At 58.8% G+C, this 26,523-nt stretch carries 16 protein-coding genes and 1 pseudogene; 9 read left to right on the top strand and 8 right to left on the bottom strand.

Annotation, left to right across the window (positions count from 1 at the left end):
- Positions 1-100: 100 nt before the first annotated feature.
- The 6 genes and pseudogenes from glgX to glgA form a co-directional block, all read right to left on the bottom strand.
- Positions 101-2,287 carry a glycogen debranching protein GlgX gene (glgX, locus tag ACWKWE_RS05520; protein WP_166597706.1) on the bottom strand — a complete coding sequence of 729 codons (2,187 nt, stop codon included), beginning with the start codon at positions 2,285-2,287 and terminating at the stop codon, positions 101-103.
- 174 nt (positions 2,288-2,461) lie between these two features.
- Complete coding sequence (locus tag ACWKWE_RS05515) at positions 2,462-2,866, bottom strand: DUF2934 domain-containing protein (RefSeq protein WP_483849907.1); 405 nt, start codon at positions 2,864-2,866, stop codon at positions 2,462-2,464.
- 17 nt (positions 2,867-2,883) lie between these two features.
- A complete protein-coding gene (locus ACWKWE_RS05510; protein WP_483849906.1) occupies positions 2,884-5,682 on the bottom strand; it encodes a malto-oligosyltrehalose synthase in 2,799 nt (932 codons plus the stop codon).
- On the bottom strand, positions 5,679-7,751 hold the full coding sequence (gene malQ / locus ACWKWE_RS05505; protein WP_483849905.1) for a 4-alpha-glucanotransferase: 2,073 nt from the start codon (positions 7,749-7,751) through the stop codon (positions 5,679-5,681). The genes ACWKWE_RS05510 and malQ overlap by 4 nt, the downstream gene beginning before the upstream one ends.
- A pseudogene (treZ, locus tag ACWKWE_RS05500) lies at positions 7,741-9,553 on the bottom strand (malto-oligosyltrehalose trehalohydrolase). Before treZ ends, malQ begins: the two are co-directional and overlap by 11 nt.
- 27 nt (positions 9,554-9,580) lie before the next feature.
- Positions 9,581-11,167 carry a glycogen synthase GlgA gene (gene glgA / locus ACWKWE_RS05495; RefSeq protein WP_483849904.1) on the bottom strand — a complete coding sequence of 529 codons (1,587 nt, stop codon included), beginning with the start codon at positions 11,165-11,167 and terminating at the stop codon, positions 9,581-9,583.
- A 603-nt stretch (positions 11,168-11,770) separates the two neighbouring features.
- Here glgA and ACWKWE_RS05490 point away from each other — a divergent pair.
- From ACWKWE_RS05490 to ACWKWE_RS05465, 6 genes are all read left to right on the top strand, one after another.
- Complete coding sequence (locus ACWKWE_RS05490; protein WP_166597712.1) at positions 11,771-12,262, top strand: GNAT family N-acetyltransferase; 492 nt, start codon at positions 11,771-11,773, stop codon at positions 12,260-12,262.
- Between the two features lie 463 nt (positions 12,263-12,725).
- Positions 12,726-14,279, top strand: coding sequence for a TerC family protein (locus ACWKWE_RS05485; protein ID WP_483849903.1), 1,554 nt, complete (start codon positions 12,726-12,728; stop codon positions 14,277-14,279).
- Positions 14,280-14,586: 307 nt separating this feature from the next.
- The gene (locus ACWKWE_RS05480) at positions 14,587-17,298 is read left to right on the top strand and encodes an S-type pyocin domain-containing protein (protein ID WP_483849902.1); all 2,712 of its coding nucleotides are present in this window, start codon (positions 14,587-14,589) and stop codon (positions 17,296-17,298) included.
- Complete coding sequence (locus ACWKWE_RS05475; RefSeq protein WP_483849901.1) at positions 17,298-17,771, top strand: DUF6392 family protein; 474 nt, start codon at positions 17,298-17,300, stop codon at positions 17,769-17,771. Before ACWKWE_RS05480 ends, ACWKWE_RS05475 begins: the two co-directional genes overlap by 1 nt.
- 227 nt (positions 17,772-17,998) lie before the next feature.
- On the top strand, positions 17,999-18,226 hold the full coding sequence (locus ACWKWE_RS05470; protein ID WP_483849900.1) for a hypothetical protein: 228 nt from the start codon (positions 17,999-18,001) through the stop codon (positions 18,224-18,226).
- A 310-nt stretch (positions 18,227-18,536) separates the two neighbouring features.
- Complete coding sequence (locus tag ACWKWE_RS05465) at positions 18,537-20,501, top strand: S-type pyocin domain-containing protein (protein ID WP_483849899.1); 1,965 nt, start codon at positions 18,537-18,539, stop codon at positions 20,499-20,501.
- A gap of 84 nt (positions 20,502-20,585) precedes the next feature.
- Here the strand turns inward: ACWKWE_RS05465 and ACWKWE_RS05460 are convergent, their stop codons facing one another.
- Both ACWKWE_RS05460 and ACWKWE_RS05455 read right to left on the bottom strand, forming a co-directional pair.
- On the bottom strand, positions 20,586-22,331 hold the full coding sequence (locus ACWKWE_RS05460; RefSeq protein WP_341958355.1) for a phosphoethanolamine transferase CptA: 1,746 nt from the start codon (positions 22,329-22,331) through the stop codon (positions 20,586-20,588).
- A 343-nt stretch (positions 22,332-22,674) separates the two neighbouring features.
- The gene (locus ACWKWE_RS05455) at positions 22,675-22,845 is read right to left on the bottom strand and encodes a DUF6026 family protein (RefSeq protein WP_166597715.1); all 171 of its coding nucleotides are present in this window, start codon (positions 22,843-22,845) and stop codon (positions 22,675-22,677) included.
- Positions 22,846-23,159: 314 nt separating this feature from the next.
- Here ACWKWE_RS05455 and gnd point away from each other — a divergent pair, with 314 nt between their 5' ends.
- Genes gnd through ACWKWE_RS05440 form a run of 3 tightly spaced genes read left to right on the top strand, consistent with a single transcriptional unit; the run spans position 23,160 to position 26,475 of the window.
- The gene (gene gnd, locus ACWKWE_RS05450; protein WP_166597716.1) at positions 23,160-24,137 is read left to right on the top strand and encodes a phosphogluconate dehydrogenase (NAD(+)-dependent, decarboxylating); all 978 of its coding nucleotides are present in this window, start codon (positions 23,160-23,162) and stop codon (positions 24,135-24,137) included.
- A complete protein-coding gene (zwf, locus tag ACWKWE_RS05445; protein WP_483849898.1) occupies positions 24,137-25,660 on the top strand; it encodes a glucose-6-phosphate dehydrogenase in 1,524 nt (507 codons plus the stop codon). Before gnd ends, zwf begins: the two co-directional genes overlap by 1 nt.
- Positions 25,657-26,475: an HAD family hydrolase gene (locus tag ACWKWE_RS05440; protein ID WP_483849897.1), complete on the top strand. Its 819-nt coding sequence runs from the start codon at positions 25,657-25,659 to the stop codon at positions 26,473-26,475. The genes zwf and ACWKWE_RS05440 overlap by 4 nt, the downstream gene beginning before the upstream one ends.
- Positions 26,476-26,523: the final 48 nt, after the last annotated feature.

Below are 26,523 nucleotides of genomic sequence, written 5' to 3'. Positions count from 1 at the left end.
TTGGTTGGCTGTTCCAATGTCTCGCGAATGAATTCGCTCCTACAGGAAAATAGGCGCCGTCGAGATCAAGGGTTGATCCCAACGGCGATTGTGCAGCGGTTTACGCCTGCTCTTCCTTGTGCAGCTCAAACAGCAGCAACGAGCGCGGGGTCACGGTGTATTCGTTGCCGAATTCGAAGTGCTCCTTGCCCTTGATGTCCGGCTGGTTGGTGTCGACCAGGCTGACCCAGTTCAGGCCTTCCGGCACTTCTGGCAGGGTGAAGTTGACGCCTTCGTGGTGCGAGTTGACCACCAGCAACATGGTCGCATCGCCACCGCGACGGCGAATCCCGGTCTCCTGCGCACGGCCGTCGATGAGCATGCCCAGGCAACGACCATTGGCGTCATGCCATTGCTCGGTGGTCATCTCCTCGCCGCTTGGCGACAGCCAGGTCACGTCCTTGACACCCAACTCCTCGTTGTATTCGCCGACCAGGAAACGGCCACGGCGCAGGATCGGGTATTTCAAACGCAGCTTGATCAAACGTTGCACGAACGCATGCAGCGCCTTGCCGTCTTCGTCCCAATCCCAGTTGACCCAGCCGATCTCGCTGTCCTGGCAATAGGCGTTGTTGTTGCCGTGCTGGGTGCGTGCAAACTCGTCGCCCGCCACGATCATCGGCGTGCCTTGGGAGAACAGCAGGGTCGCGAAGAAATTGCGCATCTGCCGCAGACGCAGCGCGTTGATTTCCGGATCTTCGGTTGGCCCTTCCACGCCGTGGTTCCAGGAGCGGTTGTCGTTGCTGCCGTCCTGGTTATTTTCGTCGTTGTCTTCGTTGTGCTTGTCGTTGTACGACACCAGGTCGTGCAGCGTGAAGCCGTCGTGGGCGGTGACGAAGTTGACCGACGCATACGGCCGACGACCGCGCTGATTAAACATGTTGCCCGACGCGGTCAGACGGCTGGCGAGGTCGGCCAGTTGGCCTTCGTCGCCTTTCCAGAACGCGCGCACGGTGTCGCGGAACTTGTCGTTCCATTCAGCCCAGCCCGGTGCGAAATGCCCGACCTGATAGCCACCAGGGCCGCAGTCCCAAGGTTCTGCGATGAGTTTGACCTGACGCAGCACCGGGTCCTGACGGCAGGCGACGAGGAAACTGTGACGCTCTTCGAACCCATCGTGGTAACGACCGAGAATGGTCGCGAGGTCGAAACGGAAACCGTCGACGTGCATCTCGCTGGCCCAGTAGCGCAGGGAGTCGGTGACCATTTGCAGCACGCACGGGTGGCTCAGGTCCAGTGTGTTGCCGGTACCGGAATCGTTGATGTAGAAACGTTTGTCATCGGGCATCAGGCGGTAGTACGACGCGTTGTCGATGCCACGCATAGACAGGGTCGGGCCGCGCTCGTTGCCTTCGGCGGTGTGGTTGTAGACCACGTCCAGAATCACTTCCAGACCGGCGTGGTGCATGTGCGCGACCATTTCCTTGAACTCGGCGATCTTGCCGTGGGCCAGGAAACGCGGATCAGGGGCAAAGAACGCGATGGTGTTGTAGCCCCAATAGTTGGTCATGCCTTTTTGCAGCAGGTGCTGGTCGTTGACGAAGGCGTGGATCGGCAGCAGCTCGATCGAGGTCACGCCCAGCCCTTTGATGTGCTGGATCACGTCATCGACCATGAGGCCTGAGAACGTGCCCTTCAGCTCATCGGGAACGGACGGGTGACGCATGGTGAAACCCCGAGTGTGGGTTTCGTAGAAAATGGTTTTCTCCCACGGCACGTTCACCCGCTGATCGCGGCCCCAGGTGTAAGCGGGGTCGATGACCTTGCACTTCGGCACGAAGGGCGCGCTGTCGCGCTCGTCGAAACTCAGGTCGTCATCGGGGTGGCCGATGGTGTAGCCGAACAGCGCTTCGGACCATTTCAGCTCGCCGACCAGTTGCTTGGCGTAGGGGTCGATCAGCAGTTTGTTGTGGTTGAAACGGTGACCGTTTTTCGGGTCGTACGGGCCGTACACGCGGTAGCCGTAGACCAGCCCGGGGTGGGCGTCGGGCAGGTAGCCGTGGAAGATTTCGTCGGTGTATTCGGGGAGTTCGATACGTTCCAGTTCGGTCTCGCCGGTGGAGTCGAACAGGCACAGCTCGACCTTTGTCGCGTTGGCGGAAAAGATCGCGAAGTTAACCCCCAGGCCGTCCCAGTTCGCACCGAGCGGGAAGGGCAGGCCTTCGCGGATGCGCGACGCGGTGACTTCCGGGCTGTCGGCCTTGCTGGATTCATTCTTGGGGGCGGTGGTGTTTTCTTGCTTGCTCATGGGGATTCCTGACGTTCGAATGATTTCCTGAAGGCGAACAAAGCCTTTGTCGCAGGCTGGGACTGCGCCATTGGTGAAAACAGGCAAAGGGGTTACCGCAGGGGGAACATCGTTTTCAGGCGATCCCTGCGGTCGAGGTTTGCTACGCGACCAGTCTTCGGTATACCCGAAGACTCATGGCGCGGGTGGCTTGGCAGCCGCGGGTGTCTTCTTGGCCGCTGGTTTTGCGGCAGGCTTGGCAGCGGGCTTCGCAGCTGACGCGCCGTCAGCCGCAGCGGCTTTCGGTTTGGCTGGGGCCTTGGCCGCCGGTTTAGGCGCAGGCTTGGCCACCGGTTTTTCAGCGGCTTTCGCAGCAGGCTTGGCGGCAGGCTTTGCAGCAGGTTTGGCTGCGGCGGCCTTGGGTTCAGCCTTGGGTTTGGCCGCTGCCTTGGGGGCAGCCGCTTTTTTAGGCGCCTTGGCTTCGGCGTCCGCCAGCTTGCGGGCCTGTTCCCAATGAACGGCGTCCTTTCCGTGAGGCTTGCCTTCAGATTCCCAGATCTGATGGGCGAGCTCTTTGATTCGTTTTTCGTCGGCACTCATCTCGACACTCCCGGGTATTACAAGGTTTGAATAAGCAGATTGACGGAAAATTCCTTGAGCGCTGCGCTGAGCGACAATTCCTTGTTGTCTGTGACTGTAGCTTGCGCGAAAAGTCCCTTCCAATTTGGATTTGAATCAGCGAACGGCAGGAGGATTCGTGTATCGCCCCAATGTGCTGCATTGATGAATGGAGTTTGCGCAGTGCCCAATAGTTCAGCCGGCAAACGTGGTATCACAACGATAGCCCGCAAATCCTCCTTTTCCCGGGCAAATGCAAGGACGTGTGCGGCATGTTCGCCGACCACTTCCAACGGTTGATAGCGGCCCTCACTGAACAGTGTCGGATAGAGATTGCGCAACCTGAGCACCTGCGCGATCAACGCCTGTTTGATGCGACCGTCCTGCCACTGGGCAAGCAGCTCGGCGAGCGTCGTGAAGTCACTCAGCGCGCGTTGGCGAGCGGGGTAATCCACCGGACGACGGTTGTCCGGGTCCACCAGGCTGAAGTCCCAGAATTCAGTGCCCTGATACAGATCAGGAACACCGGGCACGGTCATGCGCAGCAAAGTTTGCGCCAGACTGTTCAAGGCGCCGGCGGGGGCGATGCGGTTGGCGGTGGCACCGATGGACTGACGCAAGGCGACGGTGTCCGGGCTCAGCAGCAACTGCTGGAGAAACTCGCGGCAGGCGCTCTCATAGGGCTCGTTCGGCGCGCTCCAACTGCTCTGCAACTTGGCTTCGCGCAGGGCTTTTTCCTGCCATTGCGTGAGGCGTTTGGCGTAGTCCTCGAAGGCGTCTTCACCCTCCATGTTCAGCGGCCAGCTGCCCAGAATCGCTTGATAAAGCATGAGCTCGTCGCCGGGGCTGATCGCCTGATCACCCTGTTTCAGCGGTGTCGATAACTGCTGCCAGCGCTCCACCTGTTCGGCATACCAAGGCGCCACTTCGCTGAGCACCGCCAGACGAGTCCGGGTGTCTTCGCCGCGCTTGTGATCATGGGTCGCAGTGGTCAAGAGGTTGTCCGGAAAGCTTGCACCGCGAGTGATGCACACCTCATGAAACGCCTCGGGCGGTGCACTGAAATGTTGCGGATGGAAACCCACGTCGTTACGCGACAAGAGCACGGCCGAACGGTAGAACGAGGTGTCTTCCACCGACTTTGCAGCCACCGGCGAAGTCAGTTGCTGGAAGCGATTGCAGGCCTTGCGGCGCATCTCACGCAACGGCCCGCTCGGGTAATCCCGCAGGCTCTCACCACCCAGCCAGCGGGCCAGATAATCCAGCACCGGCCAGTCGCCCTCGTTGAGCATTTCACGCGCACCGGTCATGGCTTGCTGGAAATACCGCTCGTCCTCGGCCGAGCGTCCGCACGCGGTGATGTAGGTGCGGTAAACCGGGAAGTTGCCCACCAGCGCCAGTAGCGCACGGCGGATGGCGTTGAGGGTCAGGTCGCGACTCATCACGTCGCTGCGGGCCACCTGTAACAGCGCTTGTGCCAGGTTCTCGAAATCGCCCGCCAGGGTGCCGTGCAGCACCAGGTCCCGCGCTTCGAGCACTTCCTGATTGAAGTCCGCGGTGCGGCCGCTGATGCGGCTCCACAGCTCGCCAAGGACTTCTTCGCCCTTCGGATCATGTTGAAGCAGCGACACCTGGTTCATGAATTCATAACCGGTGGTGCCGTCGACGTTCCAGTCTTTACGCACCTGCTCGTCGGAACCGAGAATCTTCTCGACGAAGATCGGCACATGGCTCAGCTCGGTGCCCGCCGGACGTTGGCTGAGCAGGCTTTCGACGCGACGGTGCAGCTTGCGGCAGTAACCCCGAGGGTCGGCCAGGCCATCGATGTGGTCGATGCGCAGGCCGTCCACCAGCCCCTCTGCGATCAGCTGGAAGATCTTGCCGTGTGTGGCCTCGAACACCTGCGAGCGCTCGACCTTGAGGCCGCCCAGCTCGTTGATGTCGAAGAAACGCCGCCAATTGATGTCGTCTCCCGCCGTACGCCAACTGGCGAGGCGATAGTCCTGGCGTTCCAGCAACTGATGAAGCCGTTTGAAACCTTCCGGGTCCTTGCCGTCGAACTGCTTCAGGCCGTGTTCGATGGCGTCAATCAGGTCGGGGTTGTCCTTCACACACTTGGTCAGTTCGGCCTTGGCAGCCACGGCCAGGTCGTAGGCGTCGGGACTTTCATCCAGTGCAGAGAAGCGGCTGGCCAGGGCGTCCAGTTCAGGGCGTTTGGCCGCCTTCAGCAGCGGCGCGTAGGTGCCCGGATTGATCGGGAAGTGATGCTGATAGTGCTCGACACGGAAGCTGCCGTGCTCGGCATCGAACAGCAGCGGCACGTCGCCGTTTTGCAGCACGGTGCCGTAATCGGTGCTGAGGAAGGGCAGCAGCAATTGGCCCTTGAGCAGCGGGTCGGGGGAATTCCACTGAATGTCGAAGAACTTGGCGTAGGGGCTGCGTTGGCCCCATTCGATCAGGTCCAGCCACCAAGGGTTATCGGCGCCACCAACGGCCATGTGGTTGGAGACGATGTCGAGAATCAGCCCCATGCCATGCTTGCGCAGCTCGGCCACCAAACGACGTAGCGCCGGTTCGCCACCCAGTTCAGGGTTGATGACGCGAGGGTCGACCACATCGTAGCCGTGCATCGAACCGGCGCGGGCCTTGAGCAGAGGGGAGGCGTAAACGTGGCTGATCCCCAGTTCGGCGAAGTAGGGGACCAGTGCGGTCGCGTCATCGAGGGTGAAGTCTTTGTGAAATTGCAGTCGCTGGGTCGCGCGCAGTGATTTGATGGGTGAGTTGACTGGGTGATTCATTGATCGCGCTCCGCGGCCTGTTGACGTGCTGCGGCAAGGATTTCCAGACGACGCGCCGCGTTGGCGTTGTCCAGCAATGAGGCGGTATCGCCGGGCAAGCGCCGACGCCAGTTAGGGTGGCTGTCGATAGTACCCGGAAAGTTGGCCTGCTCTTCGATACCCAAAGCGTCTTCGATGGGCAGCAACACCAGTGGAGCGCGTGTATGGCCCAAGTAGCGCACGCTGCCATCGATCACGTCGCTCTCATTGCCGAGCGGGGCGTGCTCATAGTTAAGCTTCAATGCGGCACGCAGTCCTTCGCGTTCACGCTCGCGCTCACCCCGCCAGCGGCGCTCGGCCTCGTCGTCGATATGGCCCAGGGTCTTGTTCCACTCGATGTCCAGCTCACTGAGCCAACCGGTCAGCGTCGGCAGGTCGTGGGTGCTGGTGGTGGCCAGGGCGTCGTCGGACCATTTGATGATGGGCTTGAAGTGCGCGTTGTCCTGTTCGAACAACAGCACGCGCATGCCGAGAATGCCGCGGGTCGAGAGTTTTTCGTGCAGGCCATCAGGCACGGTGCCCAAGTCTTCGCCGAGGACCACGGCCTTGTGGCGCCACGATTCCAGGCACAACAGGCGCAGCATGTCGTCGATCGGATAATTCAGGTAGGCACCTTCACTGGGCGGAGAGCCTTCGGGCACGACCCACAGGCGTTGCAGCCCCATGACGTGGTCGATGCGCAGGCCACCGGCGTGGGCGAAGTTGGCGCGCAGCATTTCGATGAAGGCGCGGAAACCGTTGCGTTTCAGGCCGGTGGGCGAGAACGCGGAGATGCCCCAGCTTTGACCCGCTCGGTTAAGGATGTCCGGCGGCGCGCCGACGGTCAGCGACGACAGCAATTCATCCTGACGGCTCCACGCCTGGCTGCCCGCACCGTCGGCGCCTACGGCCAGGTCGCCGATCAGGCCGACGCTCATGCCACTACCCCGTGCGGCGGTCTGGGCCCGTTCGAGGCCCCGGGCGATCAACCATTGGGCGAAGGCGTGAAAGCCGATCTGCTCGCCATGATCGGCGGCAAACACATCGATGGCTTTGCTCCGTGGATGCTTGTAGTCGTCCGGCCATTCGTGCCAATTGCCGCTGATGCCAAGCACGTCGCACTGGTCGCGCAGAGCCTCGAAGCGGCAGTGGTTTTCCAGCGCTTCGCCACCCGCGTGGCGGAAGCTGTTGAAGTCCTGATGCAGCGGGTGGTCGCTGGCGATGAACGCTGCGTACAGCGCTCGGTACAGTTTCCATTTGGCCGCCGCTGCGGCGGGCCAGTCGATCAGTGGCAAGTCTTCCAGGCGCTTGAACTCATCCGCCAGCCCTGTTTCTTCCAAAGCTGCGCGCACGGCACGCTCGCCCAGAATCGTGCCCGGCGCGGCATACAGTGCGTTGAGAAACAGGCGGCTGGACGGCGAGTACGGACTGAAACGCTCGCTGTCGTTAGAGAACATCGCGTGCACCGGGCTGATGGCGATGGCTGCGGCGCCGCGCTCACCGGCCGAGCGGGCGAAGGTTTCAAGCGCCTGGGTGTCGCCGAAGCCGCCATCGCCTTCCCGGCGCAAGTAATACAGCTGCAAGGTCAGGCCCCAGGTGCGAGGGACGCTGACGTCCGCCGCCATGGCCAGGGTGTAGGCAGTTTTTGGCGCGACGGCGATCGTCAAGTGTTGCCCTGCAATCGCCAGCTGCTGATAACCCACTGTGGCCAGCGCGGGCAGTTCGGCCTTGGCGGTGAGCCTGGCGTCCAGACGCGATCCGTCTTCCAGCTCCAGCACGAACGGCGTTTCGGGCTTGAACCACGCCGAGAGGTCAAGATTGCTGCCGTGGTCGACGGTCAACAGCGGTGGCGGGGTGGTGGAGAGGCTTTGATCCTGCAAGCGTTCGAGGCTGGCAGCGATGTGTTCGTCGTTCTCGGCGGGGTAACCCAGCCCGTCGAGGACCTTGCGCAGGACCTCGGGGCTGACGCGCTGCGGGCGTGCGTTGGCGTCCTTCCAATCGACTGACAGCCCGGCTTCGGCTGCCAGCATTTCCAGTTGCTCATTGCTCATCCTGTTCCTCCAACGTCACTCGATATCAGGCTGACAATGGCCGTGTAGGGATTGAGGGTGCCGCGCGAGGAAAGTTCTGCCGATTTTGGGTGGGACTCATGCAGCACGTGCTGCACACTGTGTTCGTCGACCTGCACCGCGTGCTCGCTCAGGTTCAGGTCGATGCGCAAGACCTGTCCGTCGCCCATCTCCCAGCGTGCGCTGACGGCCTTGTCGGCGAGCACGTCTGCACCCAGGGCTTTGGCGCCCTCCAGCCGAGGCACGATGTGCTCGCGACGAATCGCCAACAGCTCGCGGTACAACGCCAGCCAGCTGCGGTGATCCTGGCCCTTGTCGGTTTCCAGCAGCAAGGCGTCGAAAGCCGGGCGCGAGGCCTCGAAGGTCTTCAGCGCATTCGGATCAGGGATCTGCTCACGCTTGGCCGGGTCGGCGAACGCCGCGAAGTCCGCGAACTCCCCCCGGCGACCTTCGCGCACGGCGTCGGCCAATTCGTCGTGGAAGTCGGTGAAGAACAGGAACGGCTCACTCGCGCCCCATTCATCGCCCATGAACATCAGCGGGATCATCGGCGACAACAGCAACAGCGCCGTGGCCGCTCGCAGCGCGTGAGGCGGGCTCAACTGAACGAGGCGCTCGCCCAGCGCACGGTTGCCGATCTGGTCGTGGTTCTGCAGGAACAACACGAACGAAGTCGGCGACAAATGCGCGCTCGGTTCGCCCCGGGCGTGGCCGTGACGGGTGGACTCGCCCTGATAGACGAAGCCTTCGCCCAGCAGGCGTGCCAGCTTGTGGGTTGGCTGTTCGGCGAAGTCGGTGTAGTACGCGTCGGTTTCGCCGGTCAGCAACACGTGCAAAGTGTTGTGGCCGTCGTCGTTCCACTGTGCGTCGTAGCCCTGATCCATGCGATGGGCTTCGTTGTATTCGTTTTCCAGCATCAGCCACACGTGACGGTCAGGCGCGGTTGCCTGACGCACCCGTTCGGCCAGTTCCTTGAGGAAGGTCGGGTCTTCGATGGCATGCACCGCGTCGAAGCGCAGGCCGTCGAAGCGGTAGTCCTGCAGCCACATCAGCGTGTTGTCGATAAAGAAGTCCCGGACTTCGCGGCGCCGGAAATCGATGGCGTCGCCCCACGGGGTCTTCTTGTCGCTGCGGAAAAAATGCTTGGCGTACGCACCCAGATAGTTGCCATCCGGACCGAAGTGGTTGTAGACCACGTCCAGAATCACGGCCAGACCCAGACCGTGGGCCGTGTCGATCAAGTGCTTGAGTTGTTCCGGTGTGCCATAGGACGACTGGGGTGCGTAGGGCAACACGCCGTCATAGCCCCAGTTACGATTGCCGGGAAACTGCGCGATGGGCATCAGCTCGACGGCGGTGACGCCGGTGTCGGCCAGATGCTGCAAGCGTTGTTCGACGCCCGCGAAGCCGCCGAGTGCGCCAACATGCAGTTCATAAATGACGGCTTCGTGCCAGGGCCGTCCGCGCCAGGCATCGTGCTGCCAGCGGTAGGCATTCTGGTCCACCACTTGGCTGTAACCATGCACCTCGCTGACCTGAGCCCGGGAGGCCGGGTCAGGCACATGAAGGTCTTCGTCGATGGTGTAGCGATAGCGCGTGCCCGCCGGGCATCGAGCTTCGAGGACGAACCAACCGTCCTCTTGAGGCAGCAGGGCCAGTGACGGCCCATCCTCGATCTCGACGCTGACGTAATAGGCATCCGGAGCCCAAAGGGCAAACCGAGTGTGTTCGGGATCTAGCAGGACGGCGCCGTGGCGCCAGTTCTCATCCGTGCGCGAAGGCATCCGTTACCCCTTTTTTCAATTCATCGATCAGTAATGCAGTGCAGCGCCCACGTTTTTCTTCAACAACTCCTGATAGAGGTCGGCGTAAGGCTCGACCGCTTTGTGCCAGTCGAACGGCGCAGCCATCGCACGGCAGCGCATCGCGTTAAGCAATGTAGGGCTGGCGAAGACGTTGAAGGCGCGGGTGAGCGCTTCGGTGTAGCTTTCCACCGTGGATTCGTCGAACAGGAAACCGGTGCATCCGTCCTCGATGGTGTCTGCCAGGCCGCCGGTACGACGTGCCACCGGCAACGAACCGAAGCGCTGCGCGTACATCTGGCTCAGACCGCACGGCTCATAGCGCGACGGCATCAGCAGGAAGTCGCTGCCCGCGAACATGCGACGAGCGTCGGTTTCATTGAAGCCGACCCGGACGCTGACCTGGCCCGGGAAGCGGGCAGCGAGGGCGCGCATCGCGTCTTCTTCATCCGGTTCGCCGCGACCAATGATCGCGATCTGTCCACCGTTGTTGACGATGTATTCGGCCACGCCGATGGTCAGGTCCAGACCCTTCTGATACACGAGACGCGAGACCACAGCGAAGAGTGGGCCCGTGGACGGCTCAAGCTCGAACAGCTCGCGGACGTAGTCGGCATTGATCTCCTTGCGCGTCCATTCGTTCGGGGCGAAGCGGCAGATCAAGTGTTCATCGGTGGCCGCATCCCAGCTTTCATCGATGCCGTTGGGAATCCCACTGAGCTGGCCGCGATTGGCCTTGCTTTGCAGGAAGCCTTCCAGACCGCAACCGAAATCCGGGGTGGTGATTTCCTTGGCGTAGGTCGCGCTCACGGTGGTGATGTGGCTTGAATACGCCATGCCCGCCTTGATGAAAGACAACTGGCCGTAAAATTCCATGCCGTCCGGACCCAGCGCGGAATCGGGAATGCCCAGCTCGCGGCTCGACGCCACGCTGACGAAACCCTGATACGCGAGGTTGTGAATCGTGAAAATGCTCGGCGTGGTCTGGCCGCGCCACTTCATATACGCCGGTGCCAGACCCGCAGGCCAGTCGTGGGCGTGGACCAGTTCCGGGCACCACTGGGTCTTCACCGCGCCCGCGGCGAAGTCGGCAGCGGCCATGCCCAGACGGGCAAAGCGAATGTGGTTGTCGGACCAGTCGCGCCCGTGATTGTCGCCATAAGGCGTGCCTTCGCGCTCGTACAGCTCCGGGCAAATCAATACATAAATGACCAGACCGTCTTTCATGTCCATCCGGCCGATCTTGCAAGGCGGGAGCGCGGCGTGCCCGCTGAGTTCGCTGATGATGTGAATCGGGTTACCGCTATTGATGACCTGTGGATAGCCGGGAATCAGCACGCGTACATCGTGAAGGTGGCGCATGGCGCGCGGCAGTGCAGCAGACACATCGCCCAGACCGCCGGTTTTCACCAAGTCGGCCATTTCCGACGTCACGAACAGGATCTTTTTCCTGTTCGCCATGGAGATCCCGGGTTGTACAGGGGGCAGTTGCAGCACAGGTGCGCTCGTCGTTGCGAAGACCGGCAGATGGGTCAGCTCGCTGGCCGGCTGATTAAAACTCTCTCCCTTCTGGGTTTTGACAGCGGCACTAATCATCGTTTTCTCCCATTCGATACGCAGTGTTGGTACAGCACTTGAGTTGTAAAAGGCCATGTCCTATGGCCAGGCACACAAGACCTACGCAAAATCGATACCCATTTACCGACTGCATAAGTAAGGACAGGGTGAAAGCGGCCTCTGTTTGGGCTTCATCCGGTAGCATAGGCGCTCTAATCAGCTGACCCAGGGCATTTGTAGAAGTTTCGACTTTTTTTCCGGGAAATGTCTGGCCTGCGGGATGGCAGCTATTTGTAGGAAAAAATTCACCTCGCTACAGAAATTCCCTGACCGCGGAATGCGCCGTTCTGGCGCACATTTTCCTCCTGAACAGTATCGACGACCGCTGGTCGGATTGTTCGACAATCCCTCTGCAGCGGCTTGGGAAGCATAGCCGCGCGGTGATTTTTAGCGACCGGCGCTTCATGAAGTTTTTGTTGTCGCCATTTCTCGGTGCAACACAGCCCGAATCTCGTGCGTAATTGAGAAAAATCCTACTTTTGTATCGGGAATTTTTGGTGCGCTGCACGGTAGAATCCAACCCACGCGGCAGAGGGGCCTTCGGTCTTCTGTCTGTTCCCCCCTGAGTTGTAGAGGAAGTCAATGCAAGCCCCTGAGGTTCTGGTCCTGCAAGCCAGCTATACCAATCCGGTCCACGCAGAAGCCATCGGTTTCCTGATCAATCAATACGCCGAAGACGCCATGGGCGGCGGCGAGTCGCTGTCTCAGGACGCTCGTGGACAGTTGGCGCTCGAACTGGCCAAGCGTCCTCACGCGTTCAGCGTGTTGGCGTTCATCTCCGGCGAGCCGGTTGGGCTGGTCAACTGCTTCGAGGGGTTTTCCACCTTCGCCTGCCGTCCGCTGGTGAACATTCACGATGTGGTGGTCATCGCGTCCGCCCGTGGTCTGGGCATCAGCCAGAAGATGCTGGCCAAGGTCGAGGAAATCGCCCGCCAGCGCGGTTGCTGCAAAATGACGCTGGAAGTGCTGGAAGGCAATGAAGTCGCCCAGGGTGCTTACCGCAAGCTGGGTTTCTCGGACTATCAGCTCGATCCGAAGATGGGCAAGGCGCTGTTTTGGCAGAAGGCGTTGTAGGCACCTGCAAGCCCTCGCCGGACACCCATCTGTAGGAGCGAATTTATTCGCGATAGGCCGGTACATCCAATACGGGTGTATCGGCTGTATCAACGTTTCGCGAATGAATTCGCTCCCACAGGTCGACGGTGACCAGCCGATGTCAATCTGATCGCAGGTTGAAACCGTGTATGAGCTGTTGCCCACGCAACACCATCCAAAACATTTGTAACAGTTCTATCCTGTAAGACAATTCAGCGAGCGATGTAGGATCGCCTCCCGTATTGATTTCAGGACACCCATGTCACTCTCACTGGAACCTCCCAGTTGCCGATCCCGTTCCCTGAACCCGGATCTTCGTCACATGTTTCTCTGCGTCGACCGGCGCGTGTTTTCAAAGACCTTCATTTGTCTCGGCTCCCTCACGGTGACGCCGGGTGTCGTCGTGTCCGGCGCTCAGCCGCTGAAAAGGAACCACTGACCCATGGAATGGCTTGCGGACCCCACGGCCTGGCTGGGCCTGTTGACCCTGATCGTCCTTGAACTGGTATTGGGCATCGACAATCTCGTGTTCATTGCCATCCTGGCCGACAAATTGCCCCCCGAGCAGCGTGACAAGGCGCGGGTGTTGGGGTTGTCCCTGGCGTTGATCATGCGCCTGGGGCTGCTGGCGAGTATTTCGTGGATGGTGACGCTCATCGAGCCGCTGCTCGACGTGTTCGGCAAAAGCTTCTCCGGCCGCGACCTGATCATGCTGTTCGGCGGGGTGTTCCTGCTGTTCAAGGCGACCATGGAACTGCACGAACGACTGGAAGGCCATGTCGCTCAGCATTCGGGCAGCACGACGTACGCACTGTTCTGGCCCATCGTCGCGCAGATCGTCGTGCTCGACGCCGTCTTCTCCCTGGACGCGGTGATCACGGCGGTCGGCATGGTGGATGAGTTGTCGGTGATGATGATCGCGGTGGTGTTCTCCATCGGCATCATGATCATTGCCAGCAAGCCGCTGACGGCCTTCGTCAACGCACACCCGACGGTGATCATGCTGTGCCTGGGCTTCCTGATGATGATCGGCTTCAGCCTGACCGCCGACGGCCTTGGGTTTCATATCCCGAAAGGCTACCTGTACGCGGCGATTGGCTTCTCGATCCTTATCGAGGTGTTCAACCAGGTCGCGCGCTCGCGTCGCAAACGCAGCCTGAAAGGCAACTTGCCGCGCCGCCAGCGCATGGCCCACGCCGTGCTGAGGCTGTTGGGCGGCCGCAAACCCGCTGCCGAGGACGTGGGGGAGGACATCGCCGACATGCTGGACGGTGATGGCGATGCCGACGAAGCCGTGTTCGACCGGCGTGAGCGGGTGATGATCAGCGGCGTGTTGCAGCTGGCGCAAAAGCCGGTCCGCAGCGCCATGACCGCCCGCAACGATGTTGACGTGATCGATCTGTCGGATGACGAAGCGACCATCCGTCAACGCCTGATGGCGTCCTCCTACTCGCGCCTACCGCTGATTCGTGAGGGGCGCGTCGAAGAACCTCTCGGCTTCGTGCACAAAAAGGAACTGCTTAACGCGTTGCTCGCCGAAGAAGTGCCGAACCTGGAACACGCGGCGCGCCAGGCCCTCAGCGTGCTCGACAGTTTTTCGGTCCTCAACGCGCTGGATCAGATGCGTGCGCAATCGACTCACATTGCATTCGTGGTCAACGAGTTCGGCGACTTTGTCGGCATCCTGACCATGACCGACATTCTGGAGTCGATTGCGGGCGAGTTGCCGGACGCGACCGAGGCCGAGGGGCCAGGTCTGGTCGAGGAGGGCGAGGGCGTGTTGGTGAACGCCGCCATGAACCTGACTCACCTGCGCGAACGCACCGGCTTCAAGGCACGTCCTACCGAGGAATATCAGACGCCGGCCGGATTGATCATGAGCCTGTTGGACCGTTTGCCGATCGTGGGGGACGAGGTGCAGTGGGAAGGTTGGCGTTTGGAAGTGATCGAAGTGCAAGAACGGCGGGTGACCCGGGTGTTGTTGCGCAAGAAGTGACGCTGTCGCCGACGCTTGACCAGCGGCGGCGCGCAGGTTCTGGGGTTGCCCCGTGTAGAATTGTTTACGGCCGCACTAAATACGGCCGTATTTCGTTGTGTGTCCGCTTTTTCCAGCTTTGATCCGGAATTTGATCGCGGTCGAGTACTTGAATTTTGCTCCTTAGAAGTTAATTAGTATTTAGAGTCTTAACCGGTTTATAAAAGTTTGGTGCTGAAATATGAAGTCATGAATGTAGTATATATATACCGCACCGATTGAGTTCGCTGCCATCAAAGTTTGCGCCATACAGACAAGGAGAAACTGTATGAGCACAAACGATCGACCTGGACATATCACACTTCCCCCCATTGAGATCAGTGATGTTAACCACACCTCACACACCGGTCGCGATGGTGGCGGATCCGGCACTCGAGGCAGCAGTTGGAGTTTTGGTTTCGGCTCGGGAGGTGGAGGTTTCAGTGGCGGCTTCGGCGGCTCCAGCAAAAAACGGGCAAAAAAACGCGCCAAAGCTGCACGTGCCCGTGCTGAGGAGGCACGGCGTGCGCAGGACGCGGCCGCAGTGCAAGCGGCGGCAATTGCCGCCGAACAGGCTCAAAGAGAAGCGCAAGCGCGCTCTGAAGCGGAGTTTCAGCGTGTCTTAGCCGTTCACGAGCAACTGATTTCTGAACTTTCTGACGCATATATCAGAACGAAGAAAATACTGGATAGCGACTTTGTTACGAAAAGTACGAATATGTTGTTGCAACTGGAGCGGGAAATCGAAGCCAGTCGCACGCCCCATTTTGATTATGTCGTCAACGATAATGAGCCCTGGCACATCTACATAACAAGAAAGAGAAAGCGAGATCTGGATGGACTGATAAGCCAGTTGCGCGATCAGTTGCACGCAGGCTCGATAGATGCGGCTGCATTCAATGGCGCCGATCCCTTGGCGCTAACCACCGATCAATATGTGCAGCGAGTCAGAGACAGCAGTGGGTTCAGCGCTCAGGCTGCTCGCGAAGCACACGCTCTCTGGGAGCGGGCGTATCAGGCGGCACAATCGAACATCCTGCTCTCTCAGAAGATTCAGATGCTGAGTGAGCGATCTGCGTCCATGAGCGTCCACCACGCCGAGCAGTTGGTTCAGTGGCAGGAAATACAAAAGATTCGAGAACAGCAACGTGCTTACAGGCAAGCACGGGATGAACACATTCGTTTCAAGACCCGAACGGATCAGGACAAACGCAAGCAACAGAGAGTGAATGCAAACACGCTCTCGATTGCGATGGTGCCAGCTACCACTCAGGGCGCGGTGCTGACGCGGGCGGGGACATTGGTCGCTGTCGATGGTGTTGCAGCCGGCGTCAGCAGGGCGGTTGCCGCTGCTATTGGTGAAGTGGGCCGGATTGCAGCCATCGGTGCAGGGCAGTCTGTCGGCCTCTTCGCGACAGCTATGTTGTATGCCCAACCTCTGGGTAACGGCGAGCTTACCCCGGCGCAGCGCAATCGTTTCAAAGGCATCGCCGTGCCGGCCTCTGCAATAGGAGTGGTGGAGACGGATTTACGCAAGGTGGCCCAATCCTCAGGTGTCGTTGAGGTGCCAGTCAGACTGAAGCTGGAAAACACCGTTGCAGGGGTTGCAGTGCATGCTGCAACCACGGGGGCGGGTATCGCAGCCCAGATTCCTGTAAGAGAGGCAGCGCTTGATCCTGTTACCGGAACCTACACATTCACCTCTACCGGGCACGAGCAGAAGCATCTGATCTTTGTCGCTCAAGCTCAAGCTCAAGCTCAAGCTCTAGCGACGAGTGCGCCGCAAGTGGTTCCGGATCTTGCGTCCGGTTTGGCAGTTCCAACCGTGCAAGATGCTCAGGTGCGCAGTTCCGGTCTTGAGTTGTTGATCGACGATTGCATTGTCTGTGTCCCCGGATTTGAGCCCCTGTATCTGTCTTTCTCGCCCCGCTCCCCGGGCAGTGGCGTCGCCAATGGTGAGGTAGAGCTGGCACCCGCAGATTGGTGGGCACTCGCGCAACAGCCACAAGGGGCGACTTTCCCTGCGCAAGTCGCTGAAAAGTTGCGCTGGCGAGAATTTACGGATCTGCAGTCCTTCGAGGCAGCCTTCTGGAGCAATGTCGCCGCCGAGGACTTGTTTCTTAGCCCCTTGAGCGACGCCAACCGCAACCGCATCGCCAACGGCATGGCCCCGGTCGTCCCGCGCTCGCAATGGATGGGCGACAAGCGGGAAATAGAGCTTAGGTACGTCGATGTCGAGCGCGGGCAATCAGATCCTTTCAATTTCGACAACCTGAGAGTCGTACCGCCTTCGTCACAGAAAGGCACCCGCCCGTCCAGCGGTCGGCCGAGCTGGTCACAACAGTTGGCCACTGTCGCGTCTTCGGACACATCATCCAAATGGACATGGACGCCCCTCGTTCCCCCAGGTATTGATTCTCTCGGTTCAGATGGATTACCGATCAGCCCGCCAGAGCCGGGGATATATCCAGGAGATTCCGAGCTTCCAGAGTTGCCCGGGAAGGAAACTTTTCCTTCCACGGACGAAGAGGGGACATCAGCGCAGGGCGCCGGCTTTCCGGCCGATGAAGACCTGCCGTCTTCAGGCATGCAGCTAGCCGGACCACCGGTCGAGCCGTTGGAGGTAGGACCTTATAATGATCTCAATGGGCGAAGTCGGCTGGATGGACTGGATATTGATCATATTGTTTCGCGCAAGGCGCTGGAACGTTACTTGAGCGCGCAAAATGATAAAATTGAAGCAGAATACTTGAACGACGTTTTGCGCAAAGCACCGAGCATTGCTATTCCAGCTGAAATTCATCGTAAATATAGTGAGACTTATGGTGGCAGAAACACCATAAGTAAACAAATTAAAGATGCCGAGGATCTTCGTGCGGCAGTGGAGAGTAATTTTGATGCGATCAAGTCTGGATTGTTGGAGTATGGGTTCACCGATGCTGATGTAAAAAATGCTAGGGCTGCTTTGCATGAATTAAATACAGCGCAGGGGTGGTACTGATGAATGGTTTTAAATTCGATTTGTTAATTAAATGTTTGGGGCGAACCTATAAAGAGTTGGACTCGGAAAAGGTAATAGTAAATTGCCCGTTGAAAGATATGTATCCGGGCAGTCTTACCCAGTATGTGGTGCTTGATCAAGGTGTGTCATTAAAGTTTTGGTCAGAGACATCTCGTTATGAGGCGCTTCACATTAGATTGCGCGGGGGGGATTCTGAGCTTCCTAATTATGATGGTGAGCTTCCCGATCTTTTTGCATCAGTGACGAATAAGGCTGAGGTGAGGGTGAGATTTGGTACCCCTGTGGAGACAAAAGGGCCTTTTAAAATGCCGCTTCCTATAGGCATGACGGGGGGCTTGGATGTGTATTTTTATGATTTTCCGGATCGTCGTATACAAATGCACTTTGAGTACGATGCGAATCTTAGCGTTAGGGTACTTGGTTTCAGCCTCGCCGACACCGGTCGCGACTAAGAAATATCGGGGCGGCTTGCGCATTCACGGGAGCAACTGAAACAAGACCGGGCGTTGGCCGAAGAGGAAGGGAGACTTCCTCAATGGGCTGGCCTTGTATTGGAAAATTTTGAGCAATGGGTCGCACAGGTTGAGTCCTAGCCATTCAACAGTGAGCCGTTGCTCTCATCCGCGATTAGTGCAACGGCCAAATTGCATGAAATAAATAGACTGCAAGGGTGGTACCAATGATGGATATTAGGTTCGAGTTATTAATTCAGGCTTTGGGTAAGACCTATAAAGAGCTAATTGCCGAACAGGTCGTCGTCGATTGCCCGCTGGAGGAGATATTTCCAGATAGTCTGAGCAGTTTGGTGATTCTTGAAAAGGGAATATCTTTGGATTTTTGGTCGGAAACGTCTAGATATGAAGCGTTCCATATCCAGTTAAAAGAAAAGGGTTCTTGGGCACCATAATATGACGGGGCGCTGCCTCATCCGTTCTCGTCAATTTTGACACAAAGCGACGTGAGAAAAGTTTTCGGTACACCGATGGAGGCCAAGAAACCCTATCGATTGCCTCTCCCCGTCGGTTTGAACGGTGGTAGGGATTCCTATTTTTATCGCAAGACTGATGAGCGTATAAAAATGAGCTTTCTCTATGACGAAGATTTGACCGTTAGTAGTTTGAGTTTCAGCCTGACCAGTAGACCTCACGACTGAAACCCTTGCCTTGGCTTCTCGAACTAATGAGGAGCCAAGTTAGACATTTCAAGGAGACAGATAAATGGAATTAAAACCAAGGCTTCAAGACTACACGGAGCGGGAGTTTCTTGAACTCGTTCGCCGAATCGCCGCTGTCGATGTCAACAAGCAGGATCACGACCGCCTGATTGAGCACTTCGATAAGATTGTGGAGTGTCCCGATGCGATTGACTCGATCTTTCATCCTGCGCGGATGAAGAGGATTAAGGTTTATGTACCGAGCATGGTGTTGAGCATCGTCGCTGACTGGTGTGCTGCGAACGGGAAACCGGGGCCAAAGCCAGACGGCGGTGTACGTCAGACGGTATCCTCGGTAGCGCCCAGGCAGTCGATACCGTCCGGCTTCACCCCTGCCGCGAAACTTGCGCGTTCAAGGCAGCAAATGGAGCAAGGCCAGGCGCTGGCTGCAGAGGCTGGAAGACTTCTTCAATCGGCTAATCTTGCGTTGGATGACTTTGAGCAAAGGGTTGCGCAGGTTGGGTCCTTGCCAGTCAACAGTGAGCCGTTGCTCTCATCCGAGATGACGGCGACGGCCTTACCCGATCACGTTGATCAATTGTTACGTATGGAATTGCAAGCCATCCGTCAGATCCATGACTTTGCGCAACTGGAAATCCGCATTGACATGTTTCATCAGCCCGCCAAGTTAAACCTGTCCAGCGCGTTGTATGACGCAGGAACCCAAGCGCTTGTGCTTCAAGATGCGCAAGCCCTGAAAACGCAATTCACGTCGCAATTGTCCGCGTTGAAGAGTCGGCAAGTCATCGTGCAGCAGAAAATAGCCGACTATCTCGTGGCCGCTGATGAGCACCTGATGCGTCGAATGGCCCTTAACGATTGGGGGCCAGGAAAGGTCACTTCCACGCTGACGGCAATGCCGAGCAATATCGCCCAGCGACCCTGTCTGTTGAGCGCCGATGACGAAGCGTCTCACTTTTTCGCGGCGCATAATTCCAGCTTTCAGCAGAGCCTGAGGTCAGTCATCGCTGAATTCAACTGGATCGACGAAACCAAGGTGGATGAAGAGCAGGTGCATTCTGCCACTTTGCTTCAGTTCCATAGCGTGTTGGGGAACAGAGAACGTTTCGGCGTCAGTGCGCCATTGGTCGAACTGGTACAAATCGATACGGAAGAATTGCAGGCCATTGCGGCAGCCAATGCCCAAGTCAATGTTCCCGTGCGGATCGGATTTGGCGATACATCAAAAAGCGAATTCAATACTGCTATCGGTACTCGCAAGCTCAACCATTTTTGTACTGTTTATGCTGCATGCACCAATGCAAACTCACTAAGCGCCGTGAGGGTGCGGGCAGCGAGCTGGTGCTCCGAAAGAAGAGGTTATTGTTTTACAACATCGGGACAGGGCGCTACGACGTTGGTCTGGCGCAAGGCCGGATCTGTCGACGATCCGCAAGCCGCTATCCTGGACCCTACAATCGTTCCACCTCGCCTCAGGTCGATCCATGCCTATCAAACTCCGATTGTGGAGAAAGTAGTATCCACGGGAGACTTTAATTTTGAAGACTACGTTATCGTATTCCCACGAGAATCATGCCTTGAGCCGGTTTATGTGGCTATCAAGGACTGCCGGGACTTCCCTGGTGTTGCATCGGGAGTTGGTGAAGATGTGACAGATGACTGGCTGCAACGCGAACCTCTGGAGCGCGACGCCGCAATTCCTGCAAGTGTTGCTCAGCGATTACGTGGGCGAGTGTTCAGCAAGTTCAGCGAATTCAGAAGGGCGTTCTGGATCGAGGTGTCACAGGATGAAGGACTGAAAGCACAGTTCTCGGATTTCGACCTTGCAGCCATGAGAGGGGGTAACGGCCCATCGCTTGGAGCGGTCGGCCCATTGGTACAATTCGAACTCTATCACGTGGATCCAGTATCCGAGGATGGTGATGCCTACGATATGGATAACATATCGGTCATGACGGATGCCCAGCACGCAGAGATGATCAGATTGATAAACGAGTTTGATCATTGAACTGACTGCTTCTATTGTTCGCCCCCGCGTCAATCCCAATCAAAAGGCCTGCATTGCGCAGGCCTTCTTTGTTTGAGGCGTTTATTACTTGTTCGCCACTTCCGGCATCGGCGCCTCTTGAGTCGCGGCCTTTTCCATGCCGGCGAAGTCACTCAAGCCTTTCTGCGCATAAGGGTCGCCAATCAGTCGAGGGCGCGCCTTGAAGTCCAGGCTCACCAGGCTCTTCGTCGAGTCCAGCTCGTCGAAGCTCAGGCCCGCCAGTTGCGCCCAGGTGTGGATCAGGTTCGAGCTGGAGTAAGGACGGCTGTGGATGCTGTCGAAGCTCCAGTTGTGGGTTTCACGCCATTTTGGCGACGCATAGGCAATGAACGGCACCGTGTACATTGGAATCGTCGGTTTGCCCTCGTTGCGGCCCAGCGTGTTGTGCCCTGGCGAGTCGTAAACGTCTTCGCCGTGGTCGGACAGGTACAGCAGGAAGCCGTTCGGGTCCGCCTTGCTGTAGGTCTTGATCAGGCTCGACACCACGAAATCGTTGTACAGCACCGCGTTGTCGTAGCTGTTGTACATCTCCAGCTTGCTGTCATCGATGGCCGCAGGCACGCCGTCACGACCGGTGAATTTCTCGTAGGTTTCCGGGTAGCGGTACTGATAGGCCATGTGCGTGCCCAGCAAGTGAACGACGATCAGCTTGCGCGGCGCGGCATCGGTCAGGGCCTTGGCGAACGGCTCCAGCACGTCGCCGTCGTACTGGCGAGCGTTCTGGTTGCGGTTGTTGTTCAGGTAGACCTGCTCGTCCGCCTGCTCGGAGAACGTGGTGAGCATGGTGTTGCGCTTGGTCATCGTCTGCTGGTTGGTGATCCAGAAGGTCTTGTAACCCGCCTGCTTCATCACGCTGACGATGGACGGGGTCTTCAGGTACAGGTCCGGGTTTTCCTCGTCGGCGAAGGTCAGCACTTGCTGCAATGCTTCGATCGTGTACGGACGCGGGGTGATGACGTTATCGAAGACCTGCAGCTCACTTTTCATGGCGTCCAGGTTCGGCGTGGTCTGCCGTGGGTAGCCATACAGATGCATGCGGCCACGGTTGGTCGATTCACCGATGACCAGCACCAGCGTGGTCGGCAGGCCGGCCTGTTGATCCTTGAGGTTTTTCAGCGGCGGAATATTGCTGCTGGTGGTGAGCATGTCCTGCATGCTGTCCAGTTGCTGGGTGTAGCGGTGGTACGCCACCAGCATCTGCCAGGGCACGGCGGGTTCGATGCGCGATTCGAAGGCTTCAAGGCCGGCAGCCGTCGTGTCGAAGCGTGACATCTGTTTCGCCAGCGGGTAGCCGATGATCGCCACCAGCAGCGCGGTGGCCACGACCCAGGCACGGCCACGGGGCATGTACACGGGGCGCAGGCGGGTCCAGAGGAAAATCGCAAAGGCGGTGTGGGCGATGAACGCCAGCACGATCCACCAGGCGAAGTACTGCGTCATGTATTCGCCCGCCTCAGAGACGTTCGACTCGAACATGATGAAAATGACGCTTTGCGAGAACTCTTGCTGATAGATGAAGAAGTAGCCCAGGCTCGCCATGGAGCAGGCCCACAGCACGACACCGATGACGGCCGCCATGACACGGGTCTTGCCAGGGAACAGGAACATCGGCGCCAGCCAGATACCGCTCATCAGGAACGCCTGGCGGAAGCCCGCGAAGCCAGTGATGCCGGTCAGTTGGATCAGCAGTTGGGTGATTCCGGAAAAGTACCAGAAGAACAGGAAAAGCCAGGCCACGCCGGCCCAGTCAAAACCCTTCGGAGTGGGGGTGCTCCGTTTCATCGTTGCCATCAGGCGCTCCAGCTATGGATCTGTCGAGCGGCGCGATGGGCCGCCTCGTTTTTGCAGCGGGGCGTCGCGCAGGCCATGAACGACCGGCGTACGTTCCGCAGAGGTGCGGGAGTATGGTGAGGGTGAGGTGAAAAAAATGTGAGACAGCGGGAGACGACGTGTAAACGCGGTCAGGTCGGGGATTTTTAGCAGGGTTGGAACGTTACGGAATGTGTCGGGTCGGAAAAATGACGGAAAGTTCGTCAACTGAGAAGATGTAAAGCGGGGAAGGGTCAGGCGAAGGGATGAAGCGTGAAGGCAAGCCAGCAAATCGGGCTTGCCTTATTGGGTGAAGCGCGGGGGATCAGGCGTGAAGGGCCGTGCCGCTGGCGAGCTGAGCGTGTTGCAGCATCAGGGCCATCTGGGCGACTTTCTTTTGCAGCTGGTCACGTTCTTCGCGGAGCTGACGCAGCTCATCGCGACGGACGGTAACGTACAGAGTCTGTGGAACGCTTGCCGGTAGTACTGTGCCCATTGCTCACCTCGCAAATGGCGGATTCAACTTCGTAAGGTTCAAGCAATGACGCGATCGCTACCCGACTTGTCCATGCTTCCTACCTTTGTCGGCGCGGATTCTGATTTCTTTTCAAAAAAATTGGAACTTTTTTATTTTTAATTGTCACTGTCGTTTCGTCTTGGCGACGAACGGCGTAAAAAGCCCGTCCTTGACGCACCAACATGAAACTATTTTCACCGGGAAACCTTCGTTTGCCTCCCCGGACTAACCCTACAAGCGGCACTGGGCTATAAAATGGGGCACCCTGTTTACGAATTAAGGAGCACCTCTACATGCAACTCGGGATTGTTGGACTAGGCCGCATGGGCGGCAACATCGCACGTCGACTGATGCTCAATGGCCACACGACAGTCGTCTACGATCGCGATGAGCAGTCTCGCACCGTGCTCGCCAACGAAGGTTCGACGCCGGCCACCGACCTCAAGTCACTGGTCGCTGCGCTGGACAAGCCGCGAGCCGTCTGGGTGATGCTGCCAGCGGGCGCTCCGACCGAAGACACCATCAATGTGCTGGCTGACCTGCTCGATAAAGACGACGTGATCATCGACGGCGGCAACACGTTCTATAAAGACGACGTGCGTCGCTCCCACGCGCTGAAAGAGAAGGGCCTGCACTACGTTGATGTCGGCACGTCTGGCGGCGTCTGGGGCCTGGAGCGCGGGTACTGCATGATGATCGGCGGTGAAACCGAGGTGGTGAACCGCCTTGATCCGCTGTTCAAGACCCTGGCCCCCGGCATCGGCAACATCCCCCGCACCAAGGACCGCGCCAAGGACGCCGACCCTCGCGCCGAGCAGGGCTACATCCATGCTGGCCCGCCGGGCGCCGGTCACTTCGTGAAGATGATCCACAACGGCATCGAATACGGAATGATGCAGGCCTTCGCCGAAGGCTTTGACATCCTCAAGACCAAAAACTCGGAAAACCTGCCGGAAGACCAGCGCTTCGATCTGAACATGGGCGACATCGCCGAAGTCTGGCGTCGCGGCAGTGTCGTCTCCTCCTGGCTGCTGGACCTGACCGCCGACGCACTGGCGACCGATCCTCAGCTCAATGCCTATTCCGGCTCCGTGGCCGACAGCGGTGAAGGCCGCTGGACCATTGAAGCCGCGATGGAGCAGGCCGTACCGGTCCCGGTGCTGTCCACTTCTCTGTTTGCCCGCTTCCGCTCCCGTCAACAAAGCACGTACGGCGACAAGATGCTCTCCGCCATGCGTTTCGGTTTTGGTGGTCATAAGGAACCAAAATAATGGGTTTAACCCGAAGCAAGCAAAAGGCTGCGGTCGCTCCGGCGACCACTCTGTTCCTGTTTGGCGCCCACGGCGACCTGGTCAAGCGGCTGTTGATGCCAGCCCTCTACAACCTGTTCCGTGACGGACTGGTCGGTGAGGACTTGCACATCGTCGGCGTTGACCACAACACCGTCAGCGACGCCGACTTCGCCAAGAAGCTGGAGGATTTCATTCGCCAGGAAGCGGCCAGCAAGGTCGCCGAAGGCGGAAAAGAGCCCTTGGACCCGGGGTTATGGGGCAGTCTGGCCAAGCGCATCACCTACATCACTGGCGATTTTCTCGACGACGGCACCTACGCGGCCATCGACGACAAGATCAAGAGCACCGGCACCCAAAACGCTGTGTTCTATCTGGCCACTGCGCCGCGTTTCTTCAGTGAGGTGACCAAGCGCCTGGGATCGTCCGGACTGATGACGGAAGGCGACGATCATTTCCGTCGCGTGGTGATCGAGAAGCCGTTCGGGCACGACCTGCCCAGTGCGGTGGCGCTGAATGCGTGCTTGCTGAAGGTGATGAGCGAGAAGCAGATCTACCGGATCGACCACTATCTGGGCAAGGAAACGGTGCAGAACATTCTGGTCAGCCGTTTTTCCAACGGCCTGTTCGAGTCGTTCTGGAACAACCATTACATCGATCACGTGCAGATCACGGCGGCGGAGACCGTGGGCGTCGAAACCCGTGGCGGTTTCTATGAAACCACCGGGGCACTGCGCGACATGGTGCCCAATCACTTGTTCCAATTGCTGGCGATGGTGGCCATGGAACCGCCCGCGGCGTTTGGTGCGGATGCGGTCCGCGGTGAAAAGGCCAAGGTCATCGGCGCCATTCGGCCATGGTCGGAAATGGAAGCGCTGGCCAACTCCGTGCGCGGGCAATACACCGAGGGCACCGTGGGCGACAAGAAAGTCCCCGGTTACCGCCAGGAAGACCGTGTGGCCGAAGACAGCACCACGGAAACCTACGTCGCGCTCAAGGTCATGGTTGATAACTGGCGTTGGGTCGGCGTGCCGTTTTACCTGCGTACCGGCAAGCGCATGAGCGTGCGTGACACCGAGATCGCCATCTGTTTCAAACCCGCGCCGTACGCCCAGTTCCGGGACACCGACGTGGACAAGGTTGAGCCGAACTTCCTGAAAATCCAGATTCAGCCGGACGAAGGCATGTGGTTCGACCTGCAAGCCAAGAAGCCGGGGCCAACGCTGGACATGCAGACCATCGAGTTGGGGTTCGCCTACAAGGACTTCTTCGAGATGCAGCCTTCGACCGGGTATGAAACCCTGATCTACGACTGCCTGACCGGTGATCAGACCCTGTTCCAGCGCGCCGACAACATCGAAAACGGCTGGCGGGCCGTGCAGCCCTTCATCGATGCATGGGCCAAGGACGCGCATGTCGAGACGTATCAGGCGGGTGAAGACGGTCCGGCGGCGGCCGATGAGCTGCTGGCTCGCGATGGTCACAGCTGGCAACGCCTCGGATGAGTGAAGCCTCGCTCCCCCTCATCCGTTTCATGTTGTCGGACATCGATGGCACGCTGCTGCGGCCCGATCACAGCTTGAGCCAAGCTAATATCGACGCCGTTCATCAATTGCAGGCCGCCGGGATTCGCTTCTCGGTGGCCAGCAGCCGTCCGCCCCGTGCCATGCGTCAGCAGATCGAGGCCCTCGGCATCGATCTGCCAACCGTGGCGTTCAATGGGGCGAACATCATCAACCCGGACGGCAGTCTGCTAAAAGCCCACCGCATCGACCCTGAGGCCGCGCGCATCAGCCTTGAGCTGTTCGCCGGAGAGAAGGTGTCAGTGTGGGTGTTCGCGGACGATCAGTGGCTGCTTGTCGACCCGCAAGGGGATTACGTCGAGCACGAGCGCAACACGCTGGGTTACGACTTCGTGAAAGTCGATCACTTCGATGATTACATCGACCGGATCGACAAGATCGTCGCCGCCAGCAAGGATTTCGAGCTGCTAAAGCGGCTGGAAATCCAGCTCAATCCCCTGATCGCCCAGACGGCACGGGCGGCGCGTTCGCAGTCCTACTACCTGGATGTCACGGCGCTGGACGCCAACAAGGGCACGGCGCTGGAAACCCTCGCGCAAACGCTGGGGGTCGAGCTGGCCCAGACGGCGGCCATTGGCGATGCTGGCAACGACGTGGCGATGTTCCTGCGCGCAGGGCTGTCGATCGCGATGGGGCAGGCTGAAACCGGGGTCAAGACCCACGCTCATTATGTAACGGGCAGCAATCTGGAGGACGGGCTGGCAACGGCCATCGAACGTTACATCCTGCCGCGCTGATTTGGCGTTGCATGGCCCCTTGGCGGACAGATTCATCGTCCGCCAGGC

Source organism: Pseudomonas salicis, assembly GCF_057128705.1.
This window is presented reverse-complemented; position numbering and strand designations above follow the sequence as displayed.

Excerpts from the sequence above, each read along its gene's own strand:
- ACWKWE_RS05515 (WP_483849907.1), bottom strand. The coding sequence starts at position 2,866 with ATGAGTGCCGACGAAAAACGAATCAAAGAGCTCGCCCATCAGATCTGG.
- malQ (WP_483849905.1), bottom strand. The coding sequence starts at position 7,751 with ATGAGCAATGAGCAACTGGAAATGCTGGCAGCCGAAGCCGGGCTGTCA.
- ACWKWE_RS05455 (WP_166597715.1), bottom strand. The coding sequence starts at position 22,845 with ATGGGCACAGTACTACCGGCAAGCGTTCCACAGACTCTGTACGTTACC.
- ACWKWE_RS05485 (WP_483849903.1), top strand. The coding sequence starts at position 12,726 with ATGGAATGGCTTGCGGACCCCACGGCCTGGCTGGGCCTGTTGACCCTG.
- gnd (WP_166597716.1), top strand. The coding sequence starts at position 23,160 with ATGCAACTCGGGATTGTTGGACTAGGCCGCATGGGCGGCAACATCGCA.
- ACWKWE_RS05490 (WP_166597712.1), top strand. The coding sequence starts at position 11,771 with ATGCAAGCCCCTGAGGTTCTGGTCCTGCAAGCCAGCTATACCAATCCG.
- zwf (WP_483849898.1), top strand. The coding sequence starts at position 24,137 with ATGGGTTTAACCCGAAGCAAGCAAAAGGCTGCGGTCGCTCCGGCGACC.
- ACWKWE_RS05480 (WP_483849902.1), top strand. The coding sequence starts at position 14,587 with ATGAGCACAAACGATCGACCTGGACATATCACACTTCCCCCCATTGAG.
- ACWKWE_RS05465 (WP_483849899.1), top strand. The coding sequence starts at position 18,537 with ATGGAATTAAAACCAAGGCTTCAAGACTACACGGAGCGGGAGTTTCTT.
- ACWKWE_RS05470 (WP_483849900.1), top strand. The coding sequence starts at position 17,999 with ATGATGGATATTAGGTTCGAGTTATTAATTCAGGCTTTGGGTAAGACC.
- ACWKWE_RS05475 (WP_483849901.1), top strand. The coding sequence starts at position 17,298 with ATGAATGGTTTTAAATTCGATTTGTTAATTAAATGTTTGGGGCGAACC.
- ACWKWE_RS05440 (WP_483849897.1), top strand. The coding sequence starts at position 25,657 with ATGAGTGAAGCCTCGCTCCCCCTCATCCGTTTCATGTTGTCGGACATC.
- ACWKWE_RS05460 (WP_341958355.1), bottom strand. The coding sequence starts at position 22,331 with ATGGCAACGATGAAACGGAGCACCCCCACTCCGAAGGGTTTTGACTGG.
- glgA (WP_483849904.1), bottom strand. The coding sequence starts at position 11,167 with ATGATTAGTGCCGCTGTCAAAACCCAGAAGGGAGAGAGTTTTAATCAG.
- glgX (WP_166597706.1), bottom strand. The coding sequence starts at position 2,287 with ATGAGCAAGCAAGAAAACACCACCGCCCCCAAGAATGAATCCAGCAAG.
- ACWKWE_RS05510 (WP_483849906.1), bottom strand. The coding sequence starts at position 5,682 with ATGAATCACCCAGTCAACTCACCCATCAAATCACTGCGCGCGACCCAG.